This window comes from Cytobacillus sp. NJ13, assembly GCA_030348385.1.
Classification (GTDB): Bacteria; Bacillota; Bacilli; order Bacillales; family Cytobacillaceae; genus Cytobacillus.
Genome location: JAUCFP010000006.1, coordinates 1,915,898 through 1,940,483, shown reverse-complemented (window position 1 = coordinate 1,940,483; position 24,586 = coordinate 1,915,898). Strand labels below are relative to the sequence as shown.

The following is a 24,586-nucleotide window of genomic DNA, read 5'->3' as shown; positions in this document are numbered from 1 at the left end:
AACCTGCAGGGCAGCTGAGACGCCCTGCAGGTTTTTTTGTAGGTCAGCAATAAAAAGGATTTATTATCTGCATGCAGAATATATTTTTAGGAAGGGAGGATGAAAATGAAGAAGCAAGATATTATTACTCACTATGAATCTTTTTCTGTATGGCTTGAGTCGATAAAAGATCTTAGCCGGGAAAATTGGCTAAAGCCTGTCTCGGCTGGAAAATGGCCGGTTTCGGCAGTAATTTCCCATTTGTTATTTTGGGATAAATATTCTCTTGAGGAGCGTTTCCCATTTTTTAATGAGGGTGCAGTACTGGAGAGCTATCCTGATTTTCAAAGTGTGAATGATGCTGCAGGAGAATACGCTAAAAAGCATGCACAATTAGAGATTATTGAAGAACTTTTATCAGTTCGGAGACAATTTCATCGGATGCTTGAAGGCATGTCAGAAGAAGAACTTGATACAGCTTTTAAAATCGGCAGCACTAGCTTAACTGTGCGCGATTATTTTGCAGATTTTATTGAACATGACATTCACCATAAAAAGCAAGTAATGCAGGCAGCCGGCATCAGTGTTTAACACCAGCTGACAGTCTGATTTTACTGTAAAGCAAGATGCTATAACGTCATGCAGCAAAACAGGCAGAGGCTCCTGATCGGGATGATGCACCCAGTAAAACAAAGTGTCAAAGAAAGAATTCACCATCATTGCGGCAATGCGGGAAGATTCTGCCTGTTCATTAAATTCCCCCCTGTTTTGGCCTTCACCAATCAGACAAGTAGATTAATTGTTTTGTATATTCTTTTTGTTCCTTCCTTTTCATTTTTCCCCACCTTAATTTAATTTCTGCCTGCATAAAGAAAATTATTATTCAAATATTCATTAAATTTTAAAAAAAAATGCATTGATTAAAATTTGGTAAAATAAAAGGGTTTTACAGATAGGTCTTGAATAAGGAATAAGGTGTTTTTTACCTGAAGGAGCTGATGACATGGAAATAGAAAAAACGGAGCTGCAGAAACAGGGGAAATTCAATTCCTGGCGGCTGTATATGACACTGCCCATTGTATCATGGGCACTATACGATTTTGCGAATACTATTTTTTCCTCAAATATTAATACCATTTTCTTTCCTTTTTACCTGCAGGAAGTAATAGGAGAGAATGAAATTTTAAATCAGATAGCGAGTACCTTTATTTCTTATTCTAATGCGCTGGCAAGCTTTTTTCTTGTCCTGTTCTCTCCATTGTTTGGAGTTATGATAGACAGGACAGGAAGAAAAAAGAAATATATCGTAATCTTTACGCTTATTACTGTAATGGCAACCATTTTTATGGGGGTTTTTGCATCAAGCCAGATTAGCGGGAAAATATTTGGGCTTCCTGTTTATCTTGCACTCGTTATTATATGTTTTATTATTGCAAAGTTTTTTTTCCATTCCAGTCTGGTTTTTTACGATGCAATGATTTCCGATCTGGGAACAAAGCAGGATATACCTCTGATTTCAGGTTTTGGAGTGGCCGTTGGCTATATCGGAACCCTTGTAGGCCTGACAGTTTATTTATTTGTAGGAGATGACGGTTTTCACGAATCTTTTATACCAACTGCTATATTATTTCTGGTGTTTTCTTTGCCGCTGTTTTTCTTTGTAAAAGATAAGCCTTACCAGGCAAAAGAAAAACAAAAATTTTTATCAGGCTATAAGGAAATTTGGCAGACTTTTAAAGATATGAGACATTATAAGGCGATTTTTACATTTATGATTGCCTATTTTTTCTTAAATGATGCAATTGCTACAACGATTGCCATGATGGCCGTTTACGCAAAAACGATTGTGGGCTTTTCAACTGGCCAATTCATTTTGTTATATCTTGCTTCAACGGTGTCCAGTATAATTGGTTCTTTTGTATTTGGCTATATTACCAAGGCGAAAGGGCCCAACAAAGCGGTTAAGTACGTTGGGATCCTTCTTCTTGTTGCTCTGGCAATTGCTGTTGGCGCTGTCAATGAAACCATGTTCTGGATTGCGGGCAGCATGTTTGGCGTCGCTCTTGGGTCCATGTGGGTTACCACAAGGACTTATATTGTGGAATTGACTCCAGAAGATAAAAGAGGGCAGTTTTTTGGTTTGTTTGCATTTTCAGGGAAAGTATCTTCCATAATCGGACCCGTTATTTATGGAAGCATTACTTTGATCTTTGCCAGCTATGGAAACCTGGCAAGCAGACTTGCTTTAGGTTCATTGATGATTTTAACCATAATTGGACTGTTTGTTCATTCAAAAATTAAGGACGACAGCATTCCTAATTAAGTTCACTATTGCATTGAAGAAGCAAGCCGTCAAAGGCTTGCTTTTTGGTTATTAGCAAAACAGCTGAATTCCTGTTCCAGAAATAAGGACTTTTTTCGTAATGAACTGAAATTTTCATAAGAAATTTTATCCATTCATGGTATATTAATAGAGAAAAAGATTCAAGATTCATATTCGGCTTGCTGCTCTTAAAACAAGCGTCATACAACTGGAGCTGCGAACTTAGATAAAAGCATATGAAAAAGGAAGGACGAAAAAAGTGGAGCAGAAAAAAGGCATTTTACTGGAAAGCGGAACAAATGAACTGGAAATTATTGAATTTTCAATTGGAAGGATTAAATTTGGAATTAATGTTATTAAAGTGAAGGAAATTATTAATCCTGTAAAAGTCATTCCTGTCCCGCATTCGCATAGAAATATTGAAGGGATCATTGAACTGAGGGGAGAGGTTCTTCCTGTAGTGGATGTAGCATCATCATTAAATATGGAGCCTTCAGAAAGCCCTCAGCAGGATAAGTTTATTGTGACAGAGTTTAATCAGCAGAAAATTGTTTTCCATGTTCATAATGTTTCAAAAATTCACCGCATTTCCTGGAACCAAATTGAAAAGCCATCTGAAATGTATCAGGGCCAGGAAAGCCAGATAATCGGAATCATAAAGCTTGAGGATGAGATGGTGCTGCTGCTTGATTTTGAAAAAATGGTTACTGAAATAAATCCTGATGCAGGGATTAGCATCCAGAAGGTGCAGAAACTTGGAAAGCGGGAAAGGTCTGACAAGAAGCTGCTTATTGCAGAAGACTCTCCACTCCTAAGAAAGCTTTTGAATGATACTTTGAATGAAGCGGGTTTTTCTCAAATTGAATTCTTTGAAAATGGATACGATGCTTATGAATATTTGCATTCCTTAGCTGTGTTGGGGCGCGATGTCACTAAGGAAGTGCAGCTCATGATCACTGATATCGAAATGCCGCAAATGGATGGGCATCACCTTACTAAAAAAGTTAAAGAGCATCCTGTGCTTGCAAAAATTCCAGTTATTATTTTTTCTTCATTGATTACCGAAGATCTTCGCCACAAGGGCCAAATGGTTGGAGCCAATGCACAGGTGAGCAAGCCTGAAATTGCAGAATTGGTGCTTTTGATAGATCAGCATGCATTATAGGATCATAACAAAGAAAAAGCTGGAATTTTCAATCCAGCTTTTTAGTGATTAAAAGTAACTTTCTCCTAGTTTCTTAAATACAGGTTTTTCATAGCGGTGCTTTTTTTCGTTTGATGTGCTATTAAGCTCTTTTAGCCCTGTATATGACATAAGCAATTTTTTCGCCGCATTAAGAGATAGTGAAGATTTTGGATTTCTGACGAAGGAATCGAGTTTGCCCAAATGGGGAAGCTTTGAAAAATCCTCTTTAGAGGGCGGAAGATGGAAAGAATAATTCCCGCACTTTACCAGAACATCTGACTGCTGCTGGCTGTTTTTTGGATTGCCAGAATAGTGAAGGCCTGCTTTTTGGGCTTTTCCTTCTTTAATTAACTTTTGAAGTGCATCGTGCTTTAATTTATACAAAAATTTAGGGTTTGGTGCTGTCTTTGCATGGCGGTTAACGGTGAAGATGGCTTGAGAGAGGTTTTCAACCGTTGGTTGCAGATGGGGATATTGTTTCTTATCAGAATTCAATTTCCAATCTCCTTTCAAGTTATAAAGGGGTATAAACATATTATACCCTTTTTAGTCAATAAAACCAACTTAGTATCGGGCTTTTATTGCAAAAGCTTATCCATCCAGCTGCTTTCCGCTTATGGGCTGGAAGGATCCTGATTTTTTCCATATAAACATTAGCATAGTTAAACCTAATAATGTTGTTGCCAGACCAGCGCCAATCATAACAATCGAGGCGCCTAACTGTTTTGCAAGAAGCGCTCCTGCCGCCGGTGCAATAAGCATTGAAAAAGTCTGCAGGGACATGGCGGCAGCCGAAACTCTGCCCATCATTTGCTTTGGTGTTTCAGATTGGAGAACATAGCCGTAAGGAACAGATTCTCCCGCACCTAAAAGACCTAATAGACATGCACCGATTATCCAGACCAGTGGAGGGAAGTTAAGAAAACCTAAGCCTCCAAGTCCAACAGCTACAATAAAAGTGCCGCTTAATATGGCTGAAGAACTCATTAAATGGACGGGTTTCCGGTTCCACCCTGTCCACTGGCCCAGCAAAAGTGAGCCCGCCACACTGCCTGCACCCACTGCACTGATCAACAATCCGAAATTCCCCTCATTAAACCCAATCTGCTTTGCAATAAAAACAAATAACCCATCATAAAGGAAAATGATGAAAAATGCTGCAGAAGAAAGAATAATTGAGATCCTTAAAAGGGGAGCATGGAAAATATGTTTTATTCCATCAGAAAATTCTTTCCAAAAACTCGTTTTGACAGTATAGTCTTCAGCCATTTCTTTATCGGATTCCTCAAAAGATTTTAAGCTGGGAAGAAACAGCAGGAAAATAATAGCTGCAAAGAATCCTGCTGCTTCAAATAGAAAGGGGCTCTTTGGTCCGAAAACTGCTATAATCCCTCCGCCTAAAGCTGGCCCGGCGATTTTCATAGTGTTGACTGAAAGCTGGCTTAGAGTTACTGCTTCAGGCAGCATGCTGTCAGGTACAATCATCCTGATCGCACTCTGCCTTGCCGGGTCGTAAAGGGCTGATACGGTTCCTTTTAAAAACACAAATAATAGCAGGATGTATAGGTTGGGAGCGTAAAATAAGCCTGCGACAAAGACAATTCTTAAAAGGAGGCAAACGATCATAACAGTTTTTTTCGGCAATCTGTCCACAAACACACTTGCAAACGGGCCGATAATTACCCAGGGAAGACCGAGAACAATAATGACAGAGGCAATGGCGGTTTCATCAAGCCCCCAGTGATAAGCAACAATAACCTGCAAAGCAATAAGATCGAGCCAGTTACCCAAGTCGGAAAATAGCTGGGCACCAAAAAGAGAGCGAAAGGATTGAAGCTTGAGCGGTTTAAAAATACCGGATTTCATTGGCAAAGCCCCTTATCCCCGCCGATGGCCATCCTTCGCCTTTTTAGCAGCTTTTCAGTATTGCCATGTGGATCCTGGCCAACTGGCAGATTATTATTTTGCAGCACTTCAATTGATTCCTCAATCCATTTAATTTCCGTTTCAAGCTTCATTTCTGCATATCGAATCGAAAGGCAGCCAAGCTTGCTGACATAGGAGTATCCATTTCGCGGCCATTCCTTTACAAATTTTAGAATATCTGAAGCGTCTTCTTTTCTTTTTAATAAATGGCTAATTAACACTTCATTATCCATATCTTCATGCCAGGTTGACATTTTCATTAGTAATTCATCTTTAATAATGGGGAAAGAAGGCGGAGTCTTCAGCCAGTTCTCAAACTCTTTCCAGCCTTTTGCAGTGAGCTCATACATTTTTTTCTTTCTTCCTTCATCTTCCTGCTCGATTGCATAGATAAATCCTTCTTCTTCCAGCTTTTTTAATTTCGGGTAAATGCTCCCATAGCTCATTCCCCAATAAAGGCCAGCAGCTTTGTGTTCAAATTCAGATTTAATATTATATCCCGTGCTGGGCCAAAAGCTTAGGACAGCAAGAATTGTATGTTCTATAGACAATAATAAAACTCCTTTCAATGTATCAATGTGATATATCAATATGATATGTTGTGCTTAAAAAAATATCAACAAAAAAATAAAAACTTTCGCAATTTTTCAGCGAAAGTTTTTTAAGCAGCACCTATGGCTGTATCCGTACCCTGGTGCCATTTGGCACTATGCGTGACAATTCGAGCACATCCTGGTTATACATGCGTATACAGCCTTTGGAAACAGATTGGCCAATTGAGGAAGGGTTATTGGTTCCGTGAATTCCATAGCCGGCTTTTGACAGGGAAAGCCACATGACCCCATATGGGCCGCCGGGATTGGGTTCTCTGTTCACAATAACAAACTCTCCAATTGGGGTCTGTGTCAGCATTTTTCCGACGGCAATAGGATACACTTTTTGAATGGCGCCGTTATATAAAAGAGTTAAGCTTCTTTTGCCTTTTGAAACAATGATGGTATACGGAATGGAAGCAGGTTCCGGCAGCCCTGGTATAACTATTTGCTGGCCGGGATAGATCATGCCTGGGTTTACAATGGAAGGGTTTGCCGCCAGAAGCTCGCTTAAAGGGCGGCGATAATTTTTTGCGATGACAGACATGGTCTCACCTGGTTTTATTATATGGTAAATAACAATCACCTCTTTCTGAAAGGTCTATTCAAATATATGCCTGCAAAAGTGATCTTGTAACTTATTGGATAAATTGTGTCCCGAATGCAGCAAAAAAGGGAAAGCTGCAAAGATTTGCTTTCCCTTTACTTCCCGCTGTTTGATTGTAAGGTAAATACCGTCAGTTCAGGTCTGGATAAAAACCGGAATGGCAGCCGGGTTGTACCAAGCCCTCTGTTTACATAAAGAGTTAAAGGGCTTTGGCTGCCGATTTCATAGAAGCCTTCATAATATCTTTCAGCATGTGGCGGTTTAACTAACGCTCCAAAGAACGGCAATTTTATTTGTCCGCCATGACTATGGCCGCTCAACTGCAGATTTATGCTGTAAGCCGAGGCTGCATCTGCTAAATCCGGTGCGTGGGACAATAAAATGTTATATGAAGAATCGTCCAAACTTCCGCTGGCAAGCTTTATATCCGGTCTGCCGAGCATGGCATCGTCAATGCCGATAATCTGGATGCTGGTCCCAGAAAATTCGATTTTGCTCTTTTCATTAAGCAAAAGAATAAACCCGGATTCTTCCATAATAGATTTATAGATATCAGAACCATAGCCCCCGTGATCATGGTTTCCATAAATAGCAAACCTTCCAAGCGGCGCCTGAATTCTTTTCAGGAGGGGTGCAATTTGGTTTGCCTCTTTATATTTGTTAGGTTCATCCATCAAATCACCTGTAAAGAAGACAATATCAGGCTTCAAGCTGTTTATCTTTTCAATCAATTCTTCAAGCTGTTTCAGGTCATAATGAAATCCTAAATGGGTATCGCTGAATTGGATGATTTTTTTATTATGGAACGCTTGTGGAATAGCCTTGTCAGAAATTTTGTAGTTTGTGATCTCCAAGAGCCGCGGCTCAATATCCCGTGCATAATAATAGCCGCCTGCACTAATACCAAAAACAGCAGCAAAAAAGCCGAGAGCTCTTTTTAAAAAAGATCTTCTGGACACTTTTTCCGGCATTTAGCATACCAACCTATCTATTGAAATTTTTTTCTGAAGTATTGGGCATGAGAAAAGGCACTGCCTTCTCATTGCAGTATCTTTAATACTATCAAACTATCCTATTAAAAAGAAGAATTATCTATGCTTGTTTCTTATCCTTCATTTTCCTTAAAATTATTAATTTATTTGTAAAAAATAATTAGAAAATTCTATATTTAATGGTAAAATGTAAATGAATGATCATTCATTTTTGGGGAGGGGTATTAGAATGAATAATAAAACAGTCATTGTTACTGGCGGTTCCAGCGGCATGGGAAAATATATGGCAAAGCGGTTTGCTGAAGCTGGAGCGAATGTGGTGATAACAGGAAGGAACCCGGAACGCCTCGAGAAAGCAAAAGCAGAAATTGAAACATACCAGGGACAAGTTTTGACAATTCAAATGGATGTCCGTGAAATTGATCATGTGAAACATATGCTCAATGAAACATTGAGTGTTTTTGGACAAATTGATTTTCTTGTTAATAATGCCGCGGGAAATTTTATATGCCCTGCAGAGCAGCTGAGTGCAAATGGATGGAATTCTGTTATTAATATTGTCCTGAATGGAACCTTTTATTGTTCGAGTGAAATTGGTAAATATTGGATTGAAAAAGGAATTAAGGGAAGCATCGTTAATATGGTGGCTACATATGCATGGGATGCTGGAGCGGGTGTTATACACTCCGCTGCCGCAAAAGCAGGTGTATTATCTATGACAAGAACATTGGCTGTAGAATGGGGAAGAAAATACGGAATTAGAGTGAATGCAATAGCCCCAGGTCCGATTGAAAGGACAGGAGGGGCTGACAGGCTTTGGGAATCAGAAGATGCTGCAAACAGGACACTCCAAAGTGTGCCCCTTGGCAGGCTCGGCAAGCCTGAAGAAATTGCAGAATTGGCATTCTTCCTTTTCTCAGAGCATGCAGGTTATATTAATGGAGAGTGCATAACAATGGATGGAGGACAGTGGCTGAATCAATTTCCATTTTGATGCTTATAGAAACCGGCTGAATTGTTTTCAGCCGGTTGACATTATCTATTGGTAACTTACTGCCCTGGATTGCAATGCTTTCCATGATGAGATGAACCGTTCTTTAGAAACCTTCACCTGTTTTTTCCCTGAGAGGGGATCGTTTAGAATAACAAACTGTTCATCATAGCCTACTAATACGACTGCATGAAGATCTAATGGAGTTTTAATGGTTTTGCCGGAGTGAGTCCAGGACTCCCAGCGGTCAGGAAGCCTATAATCTCCAGTTGTCCAGACCACAGCAGGATATCCTTTGGATACATGCATAAGAACCGCATCGAAATTTTGTCCGGTTAAATTGACGGCTCTTCCAGGAAGGTATTTATTCACTAATTCTTCAATTGGTTTATCAAAAACAGCGTAGCCCGCACTTTTCCCGGTCATATCTCCTACAAATCCTTCTGCTGGATTACCCCATTTCAAAATATCACCTTTTGAACGTATCAGCGGATCATTATCTTTCTTTACTGCAGTATACAAATCCATTTTCCCCACTTGCACACCTGCATGCCGCAGGACCATTGTCAGGCTGGTTACTTCGCATCCATACTTCAATTCAGGGTTTTGTCTGATTAATGGAACATCAATGATGACAGATCGTTTTTTCACAGCCGCAGGTGTTTCCGGATATTGGGCTGTTACTTTCTGCTGCATCTTCTTTGCCTTGACTGATATTTGTGCATTCAGCTCTTTTGAGGCCATATCAGGCTTTTGCAAAGGACTGGGTGGTTCTGAATGGCCGCAGCCAAGCAAAGGAATAAGAAGGGATATAAATAGGAGATTCCTCATGAAATACCCTCTTTCTTTGATGTCCTGATATTAGCTTGTGAGAGAAGGCACGGCAATATGATGCAAAGCTTTTGCCAAACAATGATGTTTTATCATAAAGTGGAATCTATATTTTGAATAGTAAAAGTTTTAAGCGAATATGGTATAATAACTCATTAATATACATAGGGGGGCTAGGACATGGATGCATTGGATATACTTACAGATTTGGATAATGTATTTCCTTATTTCCAGCCAATATTCAGTGCAGATGAGCATCGTGTCATTGGTTATGAAGTTTTAGGCCGATATAGAGGATCTGATGGAGTTACCAGTCTGGGGCCGTTCTTCCAGGATGAGAATATTCCAGAAGAATACCGGATTGAAGTAGATTATGCAGTATTAAAGAAGGCTTTGGAGAAGGCTCGGGACCTGGATAAAGATATTTTGCTTTTTGTCAACAGGGATGCTGACTTGCTCATGTATAATGACGGGGAACAATTTTTAAATACCCTCCAGGAATATGAAAAAAAAGGAATAAGCCTTGACCGGATTGTTTTGGAAATTACAGAACGGAATTATAAGGGCGATATTGACCATCTGGACCATCTATTGAATTATTACAGGACATATGGCATCAAATTAGCAATAGATAAACTTGGCAATGAAAGCAGTCATCTCGATAGGATCGGGCAATTGGCTCCCGACATTTTAAAGGTGGATCTGGAGTCCATGAAATCAAATGCTTCTGCTTATAATTTTAATGATATCCTCTATTCCTTATCCATGCTTGCCAGGAAAATAGGAGCGAGCATGCTTTTTGAAAATATTGAAATGGTTTACCAGCTTCAATATGCCTGGAAAAATGGAGGCCGTTACTATCAAGGTTATTATTTGCAAAAACCGGCTGAAAATTTCACTGATAGAGATATTTTAAAGGAAAAATTACGAAGTGAATGCCATCGGTTTATTGTGCATGAAAAGAAAAAATTGGAGTCCTTGTATCAGGTTACACTTGGGTTCAACGAAAAGATGATTGATTTTGCAAATAAAAATAAAAAGGTTTTTGTATACGAAGAAACTTTGGAGCAGATTGCGGTTCTTCTGGATGGTGCAGCGTTTCGCCTGTATATTTGCGATGAAGATGGGTTCCAAAAATCTGCGAATTACTTCAAAAAAGATGGGGGATGGATAACACAGGAAGAATATCTTCACAAAAACTGGAGCTGGCGACCATATTTTCTTGAAAATATAATGAAAATGCGAATAAATAAAAAAGGTATCCTCTCTGATTTGTATACCGATATTGAGACAGGTGAAACGATCAGGACGTTTTCCTTCCCGCTTAATACCAATGATTACTTATTTGTGGATTTATCGTACGAATTTTTATACAACCGTGATGGGTTATTATAAGCAAGTAATTTTAGAAGTATAAACAATCTTGATTTGAGGAAATGTAAGTGTAGAACTTTCCTTGAGGAGAGATTAGACATGAGTATGTACACATTGATCATTTTACTAATAGGAGTGGGTATCCTTGGATACTCCTTAGTTTACACTTTGTTTGTTGCAAAAGAGCGAAAAGCCGTAAAGGGCGATATTGATACAGAATTGCCGGATAATGTTCAAAAGCATGCATATATTAGAAATCCGATTTTTCTGACGTATGTGATTTTCTTTGGAATTGTTCTTGTTATGATTATCTATTTTGCACTTACATGGAATTGGTAAAGACCCTCATAGGCAGGGTCTTTTTTATTGAAAAGGGTATATGCTGCAGATTAACAATATTTACATCTTTATTTATATACACTTTTCCGCTTATTGCGTTAATTCTTTGTCAATACGGGTAGATTCATAACAAGAAAAGAATTTTTATGTCAAAACATAAGAGAATTTCGGGTACGAAAACCGGCAACAGCAGATTTATTTGCTGGTAAAATGGATGGTACACAATAGTGAACGATTAAGAAAGGGAGAGTGGAAATGTACAAGCACTTAACAGGAATTATTATAACAATAGCATTCATGGCAGCAGCGATTCCTTCCCATTCAAATGCCGAGAGCCTTAACAATAAACAAGAGGTATACAAATTCTTGCAAGATGCATTTCATTCACAGGTTTCGCTGAGCGAGGAAGAGCGAAGCATGGAGGAAGTCGACGAATTGCTTGACCCATATTTTTCTGAAGAACCTAAAGCTGAATTTCTGAATGAAAACCTTGTTTCAGAGAATGGCAAGTACTTTACCCTTGGATCTGATGCTGCTGCATATTACATTCCCTTCTTTACGTATTCGGATCATACAAAAGTAGTTAAAGAAGGAAGCAAAGTTTATGTATATGAATACTTTCCGGAAAATCATGACGGGCCAGTAGCATATGAAGGTCACTATGAAGGGGTTTTGCTTGCGGAACAAGAAGGTGAATTTAAAGTTGCCAAATTCCTGGGTGAAAATATACCCGGGAAAATTTTAAAGAAAGCCGGGAGTAATGAAGATGCAGCAGCACCAACCTCCTTTAAAACACCTGAAAATCCAATTTGGATTAACAAACCGTCCTATCAATTCGGATTCCTGCTGAATCCATTCGACGCTTTGTTTCGTTCAGGAAGTATGCTTTTAACAGATAATAAACAAGGTATGATTGCTTTATTTGAACATCAGGAACTAAACGGGCAGCTGGCATCCAATTAGATGATAGGAGCTTAAAAGCTTAGCTTTTAAGCTCCTATTTTATTACCGCAGTGGCAGGCAGGGATCCATGCTATTGAAGTTTCACTTTATGCCATCCTCTAATGCAGATTGCAGTCTTTCCAGGTCAAATCCCCTAATGACAGTATCCCCGATGACAATTGTTGGAGTAGAAAAAGAATTATATTCCCTGGTCAGCTCTTTGTGGGCTGCTGCATCTTTTTTAATGTCTTTTATCGTGTAAATATATCCTTTTTCATTCAAGTACATCTTCGTAATCTCACAGGGCGGACAATCCGGCTGTGTATATAAAACAATTTCTTTCAAAGTGCTTCCCCCTGAGTTTTTTGTTATTCCATCATAATGCAGGACCTTAAAGTAAGCAATCAGTTTGATTTTTGCAGATAATCGATCAATCCCATAGAGCAGACAGCGATATCAATAGAAAGAATCTTATATACAGGGTGGTCAGATGGGATGCCTCTGCCATTGAGATAGGCTTTAATTTTTTCTTCAAGCATGTCTTGCGCTGCCTGGGTCTGCTGATCTATAGAGCCGCCTTCAGATAGGGCATTTTCACCTGCATGGATGAATATCTTTAGCCAATCTTTAATTTGCCTGTAGACCTCCTTGGGGTTTGAACTCTTGCCGTAATGGCCAAAGAAAATAAAATCAAGATCCATTTTTTCGTACATGACAATGGATTCGAGCATTTTGTCTGGATCGAATTGGTTTGGTGAAGTTGAGGGCAGATACATTTCAATTCCATTTTCTTTTAATTGAGGGTAATATACACCAGCAGTGTCTCCAGTGAACATTCCATTATTAACAGGGTGAAAGATACTGAAATGGTGATTAGCGTGTCCGGGTGAATGATAAAATTTCAGGGTGCAATTTGGCCCTATTTCAAGCACTTGTTCATGCTCTTTTGTTATAATCTTATCCTCCTGAACAGGCAAAATAGGATTAAATAGTCCATCGAATTTATTTCCATACACAGCTTTTGCACCAGCAATTAAGCGTGAAGGATCTGCTAAGTGTCTGGCACCTTTCGGATGGACAATAATCTTTGCATTCGGACAGTGGGTTAGTAAAAGGCCTGTGCCGCCTGCATGGTCAAGATGAATATGGGTAACGATAATATACTCAACTTCCTCCGGTGAAATGTGAAGCTGGCTTAGTCCTTCCAGTATGTAGGGAATTGAAGGACTTGCCGAAGTTTCGATCAAAGTCAGCTTTTCTTCTGTTAAGACATATGTACCGGTACGTTTTTCCAATGAAAGATCAAAATCATCAATTAAATATAGATTTTCCGCTAATTTTTCAGGTTTTGCCAAAAAAAATCACATCCTTTATTAAGCTTTTGCTTGTACAAACACCTGACAATATTTTATTCTGTTAATATTGGTATGTAAAGCATCGAGCTTGAATATTCTGAATTTATTTATTTAGGATAGAAACATGCCAAAAGAGAAACCTAAATGTAGAATTATGGGTTTTGTTTTGGAAAGGAGAGAGAGCATGTCACAGCTTCAAGGTATATTAACACGCTTAAAGAGCTTACAGGAACAAGCAACAGGCGGAGAGCCAATGCAAAGATTTTTTGAGGTGAATGGTGAAAGAAAATGCCAGGTAACTTTTCATCCGAAAAATGAAACATTTGAACTGGAAGTATATTACGATAAAGAAAAGCCAAAAAGATATCAATTCGACAACATTGATATGATCACGATCGAAATTTTCGATTTGATTCAATAATCCACCACATACATAAGGGGCCATCTGGGCCTCTTTTCCTTATTAAAAATAGCTTGAAGAGAAAGCGTGCTATAATATGGATTATCAATCTCCCAGAGGTGTGGAAATGTATTATCTGCTCATGATTTTGCTGTTTTTTACAGTTCTTCTTTTGCTTGCAGATTTAATTAATACAAAAAAAGAAGTAATCCGGATCAGGAAAACTCTTGAAGAAATGAAAGAAATTTTAAAAGATAATAAGGACTCGAAAAAATAGGCATTGAGAACAATAAGTATAAAGGACCCTTTGATTTGAGGTGAAGCAGAATGATGCCAGTTGTAAAATGTCCAGGCTGCATGGCTGAAAAAGACATCGATGCCGTTTTAACCGCACAGTCCAATCAAAATGTTATTTTTCGCTGTCCTGACTGCGGCTATGAAGTAAAAGACATTCAAACCAGCAAAGGTTAATAGGGGCAAAATGCCAGAGACTATGATAAAATGGTTAAGAAGTATAACTAATTTTTGAGGAGTTTTCGGCGATGATCAGTCTCCATAGCGAGGAATTTTTAGAATTTAACATTAGTGATTTCATGATTCCTTCTGAACGGGTAGCACATGTTCAGGTTGGCAATAACCTGGAGCATGCCCTCTTAGTGCTAACGAAAAGCGGATATACAGCAATACCTGTTTTAGATCCGCAATATAAGCTGCAGGGCTTAATCAGCACACCCATAATCATGGATTCCATTCTCGGGCTAGAGCGGATCGAATTTGAGCAGCTGGAGCAAAAAAGGGTTGAAGAGGCTATGAACAGAAATATCCCTCGGCTTGATGCTGAATCTTCGATACAGCAATCGATCACGCTTTTAGTTGACCATCCATTTATATGTGTAGAAAACAAGGAAGGCTACTTTGAGGGAATACTGACTCGCAGAACAGTTTTGGATCAATTAAATAAGCACATCAGACGATTAAATAAGCGTTAAACATCATTCAGCTCCCCGCAGTGGGAGCTTGCTTTATTTTCAATGATGAGAGTTCCGGTGGTTTTATTGCCGTCACTTGCAGGCGTTATTCATGTTTTTATTGATTTTGGAGGGGAAATGCTTGAGTCAAACTTTACATAAAAAAATGCCGGAAGGAAAGAGAAAAGTTACGAAAAAGCCTTTTGTGCTTGCTTCAGTGATGCTCGCCATGTTTATGGGGGCTATAGAGGCAACCATTGTTTCAACTGCAATGCCTGCCATTGTTGGGGATTTAGGCGGATTTGCTTTATATAGCTGGGTGTTTTCAGCTTACCTGTTAATGAATGCTGTGACTGTTTTGATTTACGGCAAGCTTTCTGACTTATTTGGGCGGAAGCCCGTTTTGACCATCGGGATTATCATATTTTTAATTGGTTCAATTCTATGCGGTTTTGCGGAATCGATGACTGCACTGATCATTTTCCGATTAATCCAGGGGTTTGGTGCTGGAGCAGTCATGCCGATTGCAACCACCATTGTCGGGGATATTTACACAAAAGAGGAAAGGGCACAGGTTCAGGGTTATTTATCGAGCGTATGGGGAATTTCAGCCATCATGGGTCCTGCAATAGGCGGGCTTCTTGTTGAATTCGTCAACTGGCGATATGTTTTTTGGGTTAACATTCCGCTTGGCATCATGGCTATTGCAGGCTTATGGCTCTTCCTCCATGAGAATGTGGAAAGAAAAAAGCATCAGATCGATTATGCAGGAGCTGTGCTATTAACGGTTTCCATTTCATCACTAATGTTTGTGCTTGTAGAGGGAGGAACAAATTGGGCCTGGAATTCCATTGAATCAATTAGCCTTTTAGCGGTTAGTGTGATTGCCTTTATTTTATTCATCCTGCAGGAACAAAAAGCTGCTGAGCCAATGATGCCTTTTAATATTTGGAAGGAAAAGCCGATTTTAATTGCTAATTTGGCTTCACTGACAACTGGTGTGATGCTGATAGGGATTTCCAGTTTTCTGCCGGCATTTGTGCAGGGTGTCATGGAAAGATCGCCGATTATAGCCGGCTTTACACTTACGACCATGTCGATTGGATGGCCGATAGCTTCTGCAGCTGCCGGCAAGCTTCTTCTGAAAATTGGTTTTAGAAGCACCTCTGTAATAGGAGGCGTATTTTTAATTGCAGGGAGTATTTTATTCGTCACACTCACTCCTGAAGCTGGACCTGTATGGGCAGCGGCGGGAAGCTTTTTGGTCGGGGCAGGCATGGGATTAACGAGCACTGCTTTTATTGTATCCATTCAGAGTACAGTGGAATGGAAGCAAAGGGGAATTGCCACTGCTGCCAATATGTTTATGAGAAACCTTGGCAACACTATAGGAGCAGCCTTGCTGGGCGGAATCCTGAACAGCCAGATCAAATTATATATACAGAAGAATGGTGAAGGCATAGATGAAAGCCTATCTTTAGATTCAGCAAATGTACTTTTAAATGAAGAAGCGAGAAACAGCCTGAATACGGGAGTGAAGGAACTCCTGCAAAATGGTCTCACCGTTTCACTTCATTCGGTGTACTATGCAGTGCTATTATTTGCTGTTATAAGCTTCTTATTGGTAATTGCTCTCCCAAAGCATGAAAAAGAAATTGCCGATTAAGCGGCCAGAAGTCTCTGCATTTAACGTGCAGAGATTTTTATATTTCCAAAAGAACTTTACGCATTTAAGGAACTGCTGTCCATTTCAATGATAATGAAACTCAAATACAATTAAGATATACTATAAGAAAAAGTTATGAAGGGAAGATGTTTATGTCTTCACTTACGGAATTTCACCTTTTATCAGTGCTGGCACAGGAAATGAATATGAGAAAAGCGGCTGAACGTTTATTTGTTTCGCAGCCAGCCCTTTCACAGCGTCTTGTAAATATTGAAAAGGAATGGGGCAGCAAACTTTTCCTCCGTTCACAAAAGGGGTTGTCACTGACGCCCGCTGGAGAAATCGTAATACAATTTATTAATGAAGTTCTTGCGAAGGAAGAAAAGGTCAGGGAGTCAATTACAGCCTTGAATTCGGAGGTCCATGGCACGTTAAAAATAGCAGTTGCTTCCATTGTAGGGCAGAATTGGCTGCCTCAAGTTCTTAAGAAGTTTGTCAGCCGATATCCACAAGCAAAAATTTCTCTGATCACCGGCTGGAGCAGTGAAATACTAAAATCGCTCTATGATGATCAGGTTCATATTGGAATAATTAGAGGGACTCCGGACTGGAAGGGGATTAAAATCCCTTTATTTAAGGATAGTCTTTATCTAGTGGATACAGAGATTACAAGGCCGGAGCAGGTCCTTGAAACAGACAGGCCCTTTATTCAGTTTAAGAGTGATTCCAACTATTATCAGGAGATTCAGGATTGGTGGCTGCGGCAGTTCAAAACGTCCCCAAAACGGACAATAGTAGTTGATCAGATTGAGACGTGCAAGCAAATGACTTTCAATGGAATAGGATATGCCATTCTCCCGGCCATTACGCTGAATGGTGCAGAGAAAAATATTTTTAAGATCCCGCTGCTGGATGAAAATAATTTGCCGATTAAGCGTGATACGTGGCTGCTGGGATATGAATCCGCCTTTCAGCTTAAGCAGGTGCAGGCATTTGTTGAGTTAATTAAGGAGCATATTGAAGAAGAAGGAAAATGATATATCACCCATGAACTTCTATTTTCGTCACGACCATTTATTTTTCTTGTTTTCAGCGCTTTTGTTTGTTAAAGTAATGCTAGTTGCAATGTTATACATAGAGGAGGATTCTTAATATGAAAATGATGGATGCCAATGAGATTATTTCATTTATCCAGAACAGCACAAAATCAACACCTGTAAAGGTTTATATTAAAGGTGAATTAGAAGGAATCGACTTCGGAGCCTCAGCAAAGGCCTTTATAAATGGCAGCACCGGGGTTGTATTTGGTGAATGGTCTGAAATTAGCCAGGCGATTGAAGCAAATCAGTCAAAAATTGAAGATTATGTAATTGAGAATGACCGCAGAAACTCAGCGATTCCATTGCTTGATATGAAAAATATTAAAGCCCGCATTGAGCCGGGTGCAATCATCCGTGATCAGGTTGAAATCGGTGATAACGCTGTAATCATGATGGGGGCATCCATTAATATTGGTTCAGTGATCGGTGAAGGTACAATGATTGACATGAATGTTGTCCTTGGCGGAAGAGCTACAGTCGGCAAGAATTGCCATATTGGAGCAGGAACTGTATTGGCAGGAGTTATTGAGCCTCCTTCAGCAAAACCTGTAGTTGTAGAAGATGATGTAGTAATCGGAGCCAATGCAGTGGTTCTGGAAGGTGTAACTGTTGGCAAGGGAGCCGTAGTTGCGGCAGGGGCTATTGTCATTGATGATGTGCCTCCATATACAGTGGTGGCAGGAACACCAGCTCGTGTTATTAAAGAGATTGATGAAAAGACTAAGTCAAAAACAGAAATTAAGCAGGAACTTCGCCAATTATAAGAGTTTGAAAAGCGTGGATTTCGATCCGCGCTTTTTCTAAAGGTGAAAATCTTTTGGTTACCCAAGACTGCAATAGCGTGAATGAAATATAAGGGGCATTTTTAACAAGGGGGAAGAAAGTTTTGGTCACAAACAATCCATTCGTTGCATTACGGCGGGAGCTGCACAAAATACCGGAGTTAGGGTTCCGTGAATTTAAAACACAGCAGTTTCTATTAAATTACCTGTATTCTCTTCCTCAGGAAAGCATGGAAATTAAAACTTGGAAAACGGGTGTTTTTGTGAAAATCAGCGGCAGGAATCCGTCCAGGATGATTGGGTATCGTGCTGATATAGACGGTCTCCCAATCATTGAGGAAACAGGCCTGCCGTTCAAATCCGAGCATAGTGAACAAATGCATGCCTGCGGACATGATTTTCATATGTCGATTGCACTTGGCCTAATAACAAAATTCCTAGAAGAACGCATTGACGATGATTTACTGTTTATATTTCAGCCAGCTGAAGAAGGGCCTGGCGGAGCAGAACCCATGCTTAAAACTGACATAATGAAGGAATGGAAGCCGGATATGATAATGGCCCTCCATATTGCTCCAGAATATCCGGTTGGAACAATCGCATTGAGAGAAGGGTTGCTGTTTGCAAACACCTCAGAACTTTTCATTGATTTAAAAGGAAAAGGGGGACATGCTGCATATCCGCATAATACTAATGATATGGTCGTGGCAGCATGTACCCTGGTCAGCCAGCTTCAGTCCATCATTTCAAGGAACATAGATCCTTTGGACAGCGCTGTTGTTACAATCGGAAAAATCACAGGTGGCACCGTGCAAAATATTATAGCTGAAAAAGCAAGGCTTGAAGGTACCGTCCGAACGCTATCCCCTGATTCAATGAAAAAAGTAAAACACCGAATTCAGGCACTAGTCAAAGGAATTGAAGTTGGGTATGAATGCGAAGCTTCAATCGATTACGGAAGCATGTATCATCAGGTTTACAATGAGGAAACCTTAACAAAGGAATTCATGGAGTTTGTCCGCTCCAGTACAGACATCAACGTGGTTGAATGCCGGGAAGCGATGACAGGTGAGGACTTCGGATATATGCTTGAAGAAATTCCAGGCTTCATGTTTTGGCTTGGCGTCGATTCAGAATACGGACTTCATCATGCCAGGCTGAATCCAAATGAAGCGGCAATCGGGAAAGCGATTGAATTGATTGCAGCATATTTAAGGTATAAAGGATAAGTCTGCTCATTTTGCAATAAGTATTTACAAAAAAACTGGAAATGTTTAAAAAGCTGATTTCACAGCACCTGTTTAGGTTCTGCAAAATCAGCTTTTTGCTTACGGTTTTATCCGGCAGCACTTTCGGGCCCTGCCTGTTTTTGAATGAGCACCTGATGAGGGAATGGGATTTCGATTCCGTTTGCTTCCAAAGCCTCCTTGAGTGCTTTTCTCAGCTGCCGTTCGACAGCCCACTGTTCCATGTTTTCTGTCTTGGCAATAATTCTTAATACAACATCCGATGAACCTAGTGTTTGCACGCCAATGACATTAGGTCCTTCAACAATTGCATTGTTTTCTTCAGCGATCTTGTCGCAGGTTTCCTGAAGAACTGTGATAGCTTCATTAATATTGTCATTATAAGAAATTCCTATATCAACCAGTGCGCGCATATTGCCGCGGGAATGATTGCTTAGACTGGTAATCTCCCGGTTGGGGATATAATGCAATGTTCCGTCAAAACCGCGGATTTGAGTAGTTTTTAATCCGATTTGCTCTACTATTCCCGAGTAACTTCCAGTTGTAACATAATCCCCGACATCAATTTGCCTTTCCAGCAATATAAAAAATCCTGTTACTACATCGCTGACAAGTCCCTGAGCTCCAAAGCCGACTGCTAATCCGACTACCCCGGCACCGGCAAGAATGGCAGTTGCTTTTATACCGAAAATCTGCAAGATCGTAACAGCAAAAATAAAAATAAGTACGTAAGAGAAAACGTTTTTAGCAAGACTTTGCAGTGTCTTCGATCTTCCCGGAGATATCCTTTCCTTCCTCCCGATTCCCTCGAAACTTTTATGTATGATTTTATTCCCAGCAGACTTAACGATTAAAAAGGCGAAATAGATAGCTGCAAGTTTTAATAGAATAAGTCCGGTATCAATCAGCAGGGCTTCCCAATTTATTTGCGATAAATTTAGATTTTCCATCCTAACGCTTCCTTTCAGTATGATTAAAGTCATCATTTTATCGCAACAGGGCTTTATATGCAAACGGTTAGCCTTTCTGCCCTGCGGCCATCCCTATAAAACCGCTGGATGTGGAATATCAGATTACTGATCTGAAGATCTTTGGATTAATAGCCTTTTTCCCGATTTTGAAGGGGATAAATATAGATTAGGTGTTTGAATAGACTGATTAAAAAGATGGGCTTCAAAAAAAGTGGAAAAATCAAACAAAAAGGGGTGGAAAAATACTTCGAAACTCGATATATTTAATATTACGTTCTAACTTTTCTAATTTTTCCGCAAATTAAAGGGGGAATGCAGATGGAAACATTTAAAAAGTTAAAGCAATATTACTGGCCATTTAAACATTACTTTATCTGGTCCATATTCTTTCTATTTATTGTGACAGCGATAACGGTTGTGTATCCAATGATCCTGCAGCTGACAATTGATGAGGTTGTCATTGGGGGGAATTATGGGTGGATACCTTATTTGGCTTTAGGATTCATTGCCATAATGGCTGTAAAAGGGGCAGCGACTTATATCCATCAGTACACCGGTGATTTGTTTGGGATCACATCGGTCTATGAACTTAGAAATGTACTTTATGAAAAGCTGCAGTTCTTGCCGTTTAGATATTATGACAATGCAAAAACAGGCGATTTAATGTCCCGGCTTACTGCAGATGTTGAGGGGTTCCGTTTTTTTCTTTCATTCGGATTTTCTGAACTCATTCGTTTTGTTTTACTGATCCTTATCAGTGTTTCTGTCATGTTTTATTATTCTATTCCGCTGGCGATTGTCACTCTTATAACACTGCCTTTCCTGGCGGTAGTCACCTTTAAATTCGATAAAGCTGTGCATCCCGCATTCCGGAGCATCCGCAAATCCTTTGGGCGACTGAATACAAAAGTCCAGGAGAATATAAGCGGAATTAATACAGTGAAGTCATTATCACGGGAAGATTTCGAGATTAATAAATTCAATGACTCTAACAGTGACTATAAAGATAAATATCTTTTTACATCGGATATTTGGGCTAAGTATTTTCCGTTAATGGAGTTTCTGGGCAATTTAAGTGTTGTATTGCTCCTGGCTTACGGTGGTTATCTTGTTATGGCTGGCAGTCTTAAGCCAGGGGAACTTGTCGCTTTTTATAGCCTTGTCTGGTATATTATGTGGCCAATTATGAATCTTGGGTTCATCGTTAATCTATTTTCGCAGTCAAAAGCTTCCGGAGAGCGTCTCATTGAGATCCTTGAGGCAGATAATGAGATTGAGGATATAGAATCAAGTGTTAAAGCAGAACGGTTGCTGGGTGAGGTGGAATTTCGCAATGTTACTCTGAAATATAGCAAGGATGATAATGACGCTTTATCCAGTATCTCTTTTCATGCTGAGCCAGGAAAGGTGATCGGGTTAATAGGCTCGACGGGATCAGGGAAAACGAGCCTAACACAGCTTATGACAAGATTTTATGAGCCGGTTGAAGGTCAGGTGATTATTGATGGGGTAAACGTGCAGGAATACTCTCTTCAATCACTGAGAAGAAACATTGGCTTTGTTCTCCAGGAATCTTTTTTGTTTTCTTCTTCGATTAAAGCGAATATTGCATTTGGGAAACCTGATTCCACCATGGAGGAAATCATTGAAGCTGCCAAACGTGCACAGGCACATGAATTTATCATGGAGCTTCCTGATAAATACAATACCGTACTTGGCGAGAGGGGCATGGGGCTTTCAGGCGGCCAGAAGCAAAGGATTGCGATAGCAAGGGCCATCTGTGCAGATCCCAGCATTTTAGTCTTGGATGATGCAACAAGTGCTGTGGATATGGAAACAGAATTCAGAATACAAAAAGCTTTGAAAGAAGTAATGTCTGATCGAACTACCTTTATCATTGCCCACCGGATTTCTTCCCTGAAGCATGCAGATGAAATACTTGTACTAGAGAACGGGAGAGTGGCTGAACGGGGAACACATGAAAAGCTTCTTAAAAATAATGGCCCATATCAGCGGATATACGATATTCAATATCAGGACCGTGATAAGGTTCTCCAATCAAATGCAGGCTAGGAGGTGCCTCCTTGAAAAAAACTAAAACTAAAAATGATAATGTGTTAAATAGATTTCAATACTCTGCCGACGAAGTCATTGAGAAGCCATTTAATTGGAAGCAGATGCTGCGTCTGTTCAGTTATATGGAGCCATACAGAAAAAATTTACTTCCGCTCTCTATTATTATGGTATTAATAAATACAGCAGTCAGGCTGATAATTCCCATCTTAATCGGTGTTTATACGTTAGATAAAGCTTTGATTGAAAAGGACGGCAAGCTGCTTGCCATTCTGGTTTCAGTGATTGGGGTACTCTACACCATTTCATATGCTGCAAACTATTTCAGGATTAAATGGATGAATAAGCTTGGCCAAAGTGTAATTTATGATCTTCGGAAACATTTATTTACACACGTACAGACGCTTTCGCATCGTTTTTTTGATCAGCGTTCGGCAGGATCCATACTGGTAAGGATCATGAATGACATAAATTCGCTTCAGGAGCTGTTTACCAATGGAGTCATAAATCTTCTGATGGATCTGATCATGCTGGCAGGGATTTTTATTATTTTATTTACACTTAGCCCTGAACTGACTCTGGCTATAATGGTCATCCTGCCCATCATGTTTTTTATTTCCACTAGTTTGCGGAGAAATATCCGCAGATCATGGCAAACCGTCCGGTTAAAACAATCCAAATTGAATTCTCACTTAAATGAAAGTATTCAGGGGATAAGGATTACCCAGTCTTTTACACAGGAAAAAGAGAATATGGCATTCTTTGATGGTGTGAATACGGAAAATTTTGAAAGCTGGAGAATTGCATCCCAGAAAAATGCGATGTTCAGGCCGCTGGTTGAATTGACCAATGCCCTGGGTACGGCTGTACTGATTTGGTTTGGGGCACATCTGATTCAGGATGGGTCAATCTCGATCGGTGTATTTGTTTCTTTTGCATTTTATTTAGGGATGTTCTGGGAGCCTATTTCCCGGCTCGGTATGGTTTATAACCAGCTGCTCATGGGAATGGCTTCCTCTGAAAGAATCTTTGAGTTTCTCGATGAGAAACCAATCGTATCAGAAAGGAACGATGCTTTTCATTTGCGGGAGTTAAAAGGGAAGATAGAATTTGAGAATGTCACATTTTCTTATGATGAAAAAAGAACAGCCTTAAATGGGGTTTCCCTTGAGATAAAAGCAGGGCAAACCGCGGCGCTTGTCGGGCATACAGGATCGGGTAAAACGACGATAGCGAATTTAATCAGCCGTTTTTATGATCCTTCGGGAGGTTCTGTAAAAATAGATGGCTATGACTTAAAGGATGTTTCCTTATCAAGTTTGCGCAGGCAAATCAGTGTGGTGCTGCAGGATACTTTCATATTTTCTGGAACAATCTATGATAACATCCGGTTTGGCAGACCTGATGCAACTGACGAAAAAGTGGTGGAAGCAGCCAAAGCTGTTGGTGCACATGGATTTATTGAAAAACTTTCAAAGGGATACGAAACTGAAGTGGAAGAAAGAGGAAATATATTATCAGTGGGTGAGAGGCAGCTCCTCTCTTTTGCCCGTGCTTTGCTTGCAAATCCGCGCATTCTTATACTAGATGAAGCTACTGCCAGTATTGACACTGAGACAGAGGTGAAAATTCAGCATGCTTTAAAAACACTTCTGAAGGGCAGAACGGCCATTATTATTGCCCATAGGCTATCTACGATCCGTGAATCCGATCAAATCTTTGTGCTGGATCATGGAAATATATTAGAACAAGGAAATCATGAAGAATTGATGAATGCAAAAGGTGAATATTATCATTTGGTAAAAGCACAATTCAATATGCTTGATGCAATGTGAATGAACAAAATAAAACCTCCGAGCGGAGGTTTTATTTTGTCAGGAAGGAACATATTATGGATAGACTCCTGTCTGTGCTATTATGGTATTATTGTCTATATTGCTA

The 24,586-nt window shown here is 39.8% G+C and carries 26 protein-coding genes; 17 read left to right on the top strand and 9 right to left on the bottom strand.

What is annotated here, in order from left to right:
• Nucleotides 1-105: 105 nt before the first annotated feature.
• The 3 genes from QUF73_09400 to QUF73_09390 all read left to right on the top strand — a co-directional run bounded on the left by QUF73_09400 (nt 106) and on the right by QUF73_09390 (nt 3,467).
• Nucleotides 106-570 (top strand): DinB family protein, encoded by a 465-nt coding sequence (locus tag QUF73_09400; protein ID MDM5226431.1) that lies wholly within the window; start codon nt 106-108, stop codon nt 568-570.
• Between the two features lie 412 nt (nt 571-982).
• On the top strand, nt 983-2,302 hold the full coding sequence (locus tag QUF73_09395; protein ID MDM5226430.1) for an MFS transporter: 1,320 nt from the start codon (nt 983-985) through the stop codon (nt 2,300-2,302).
• 259 nt (nt 2,303-2,561) lie between these two features.
• The gene (locus QUF73_09390) at nt 2,562-3,467 is read left to right on the top strand and encodes a chemotaxis protein (GenBank protein MDM5226429.1); all 906 of its coding nucleotides are present in this window, start codon (nt 2,562-2,564) and stop codon (nt 3,465-3,467) included.
• Nucleotides 3,468-3,515: 48 nt separating this feature from the next.
• Here the strand turns inward: QUF73_09390 and QUF73_09385 are convergent, their stop codons facing one another.
• The 5 genes from QUF73_09385 to QUF73_09365 form a co-directional block, all read right to left on the bottom strand.
• Nucleotides 3,516-3,983: a YkyB family protein gene (locus QUF73_09385; protein ID MDM5226428.1), complete on the bottom strand. Its 468-nt coding sequence runs from the start codon at nt 3,981-3,983 to the stop codon at nt 3,516-3,518.
• 96 nt (nt 3,984-4,079) lie between these two features.
• Nucleotides 4,080-5,354 carry an MFS transporter gene (locus tag QUF73_09380; GenBank protein ID MDM5226427.1) on the bottom strand — a complete coding sequence of 425 codons (1,275 nt, stop codon included), beginning with the start codon at nt 5,352-5,354 and terminating at the stop codon, nt 4,080-4,082.
• Nucleotides 5,351-5,965: a PadR family transcriptional regulator gene (locus QUF73_09375; GenBank protein ID MDM5226426.1), complete on the bottom strand. Its 615-nt coding sequence runs from the start codon at nt 5,963-5,965 to the stop codon at nt 5,351-5,353. Before QUF73_09375 ends, QUF73_09380 begins: the two co-directional genes overlap by 4 nt.
• 121 nt (nt 5,966-6,086) lie before the next feature.
• Nucleotides 6,087-6,584: a L,D-transpeptidase family protein gene (locus QUF73_09370; protein ID MDM5226425.1), complete on the bottom strand. Its 498-nt coding sequence runs from the start codon at nt 6,582-6,584 to the stop codon at nt 6,087-6,089.
• 125 nt (nt 6,585-6,709) lie between these two features.
• Nucleotides 6,710-7,585, bottom strand: a complete 876-nt coding sequence (locus QUF73_09365; GenBank protein MDM5226424.1) for a metallophosphoesterase — start codon at nt 7,583-7,585, stop codon at nt 6,710-6,712.
• 250 nt (nt 7,586-7,835) lie between these two features.
• Here QUF73_09365 and fadH point away from each other — a divergent pair, with 250 nt between their 5' ends.
• A complete protein-coding gene (fadH, locus tag QUF73_09360; GenBank protein MDM5226423.1) occupies nt 7,836-8,600 on the top strand; it encodes a 2,4-dienoyl-CoA reductase in 765 nt (254 codons plus the stop codon).
• A 45-nt stretch (nt 8,601-8,645) separates the two neighbouring features.
• On the opposite strand, the gene QUF73_09355 is transcribed toward fadH, so the two are convergent.
• A complete protein-coding gene (locus QUF73_09355) occupies nt 8,646-9,428 on the bottom strand; it encodes a C39 family peptidase (protein ID MDM5226422.1) in 783 nt (260 codons plus the stop codon).
• A gap of 180 nt (nt 9,429-9,608) precedes the next feature.
• On the opposite strand from QUF73_09355, the gene QUF73_09350 reads away from it, so the two are divergent.
• The 3 genes from QUF73_09350 (at nt 9,609) to QUF73_09340 (ending at nt 12,104) form a co-directional block, all read left to right on the top strand.
• Nucleotides 9,609-10,823, top strand: coding sequence for an EAL-associated domain-containing protein (locus tag QUF73_09350; protein MDM5226421.1), 1,215 nt, complete (start codon nt 9,609-9,611; stop codon nt 10,821-10,823).
• Between the two features lie 78 nt (nt 10,824-10,901).
• Nucleotides 10,902-11,141: a hypothetical protein gene (locus tag QUF73_09345; GenBank protein ID MDM5226420.1), complete on the top strand. Its 240-nt coding sequence runs from the start codon at nt 10,902-10,904 to the stop codon at nt 11,139-11,141.
• 255 nt (nt 11,142-11,396) lie between these two features.
• The gene (locus QUF73_09340) at nt 11,397-12,104 is read left to right on the top strand and encodes a DUF3993 domain-containing protein (protein ID MDM5226419.1); all 708 of its coding nucleotides are present in this window, start codon (nt 11,397-11,399) and stop codon (nt 12,102-12,104) included.
• Nucleotides 12,105-12,185: 81 nt separating this feature from the next.
• Here the strand turns inward: QUF73_09340 and QUF73_09335 are convergent, their stop codons facing one another.
• On the bottom strand, nt 12,186-12,428 hold the full coding sequence (locus QUF73_09335; protein ID MDM5226418.1) for a glutaredoxin family protein: 243 nt from the start codon (nt 12,426-12,428) through the stop codon (nt 12,186-12,188).
• Nucleotides 12,429-12,487: 59 nt separating this feature from the next.
• Nucleotides 12,488-13,438: an MBL fold metallo-hydrolase gene (locus tag QUF73_09330; protein ID MDM5226417.1), complete on the bottom strand. Its 951-nt coding sequence runs from the start codon at nt 13,436-13,438 to the stop codon at nt 12,488-12,490.
• 184 nt (nt 13,439-13,622) lie between these two features.
• Between QUF73_09330 and QUF73_09325 the strand changes: the two genes are divergently transcribed.
• The 8 genes from QUF73_09325 to QUF73_09290 all read left to right on the top strand — a co-directional run bounded on the left by QUF73_09325 (nt 13,623) and on the right by QUF73_09290 (nt 19,583).
• On the top strand, nt 13,623-13,859 hold the full coding sequence (locus QUF73_09325; protein ID MDM5226416.1) for a YkuJ family protein: 237 nt from the start codon (nt 13,623-13,625) through the stop codon (nt 13,857-13,859).
• A 76-nt stretch (nt 13,860-13,935) separates the two neighbouring features.
• Entirely contained in the window at nt 13,936-14,115 is a 180-nt protein-coding gene (locus QUF73_09320; GenBank protein MDM5226415.1) for a hypothetical protein, read from the top strand.
• Between the two features lie 50 nt (nt 14,116-14,165).
• On the top strand, nt 14,166-14,309 hold the full coding sequence (locus QUF73_09315; GenBank protein MDM5226414.1) for a hypothetical protein: 144 nt from the start codon (nt 14,166-14,168) through the stop codon (nt 14,307-14,309).
• A 71-nt stretch (nt 14,310-14,380) separates the two neighbouring features.
• Complete coding sequence (gene cbpB, locus QUF73_09310) at nt 14,381-14,827, top strand: cyclic-di-AMP-binding protein CbpB (protein MDM5226413.1); 447 nt, start codon at nt 14,381-14,383, stop codon at nt 14,825-14,827.
• 145 nt (nt 14,828-14,972) lie between these two features.
• Complete coding sequence (locus QUF73_09305) at nt 14,973-16,472, top strand: MDR family MFS transporter (protein ID MDM5226412.1); 1,500 nt, start codon at nt 14,973-14,975, stop codon at nt 16,470-16,472.
• Nucleotides 16,473-16,624: 152 nt separating this feature from the next.
• Nucleotides 16,625-17,509 carry a LysR family transcriptional regulator gene (locus QUF73_09300; protein ID MDM5226411.1) on the top strand — a complete coding sequence of 295 codons (885 nt, stop codon included), beginning with the start codon at nt 16,625-16,627 and terminating at the stop codon, nt 17,507-17,509.
• A 116-nt stretch (nt 17,510-17,625) separates the two neighbouring features.
• Complete coding sequence (gene dapD, locus QUF73_09295; GenBank protein ID MDM5226410.1) at nt 17,626-18,336, top strand: 2,3,4,5-tetrahydropyridine-2,6-dicarboxylate N-acetyltransferase; 711 nt, start codon at nt 17,626-17,628, stop codon at nt 18,334-18,336.
• 122 nt (nt 18,337-18,458) lie between these two features.
• Nucleotides 18,459-19,583, top strand: a complete 1,125-nt coding sequence (locus tag QUF73_09290; GenBank protein MDM5226409.1) for an N-acetyldiaminopimelate deacetylase — start codon at nt 18,459-18,461, stop codon at nt 19,581-19,583.
• Between the two features lie 107 nt (nt 19,584-19,690).
• Here the strand turns inward: QUF73_09290 and QUF73_09285 are convergent, their stop codons facing one another.
• Nucleotides 19,691-20,551, bottom strand: a complete 861-nt coding sequence (locus tag QUF73_09285) for a mechanosensitive ion channel family protein (GenBank protein ID MDM5226408.1) — start codon at nt 20,549-20,551, stop codon at nt 19,691-19,693.
• A gap of 339 nt (nt 20,552-20,890) precedes the next feature.
• On the opposite strand from QUF73_09285, the gene QUF73_09280 reads away from it, so the two are divergent.
• Together QUF73_09280 and QUF73_09275 are read left to right on the top strand one after the other, a co-directional pair.
• The gene (locus QUF73_09280) at nt 20,891-22,645 is read left to right on the top strand and encodes an ABC transporter ATP-binding protein (protein MDM5226407.1); all 1,755 of its coding nucleotides are present in this window, start codon (nt 20,891-20,893) and stop codon (nt 22,643-22,645) included.
• Nucleotides 22,646-22,656: 11 nt separating this feature from the next.
• Nucleotides 22,657-24,480, top strand: a complete 1,824-nt coding sequence (locus QUF73_09275; protein ID MDM5226406.1) for an ABC transporter ATP-binding protein — start codon at nt 22,657-22,659, stop codon at nt 24,478-24,480.
• Nucleotides 24,481-24,586: the final 106 nt, after the last annotated feature.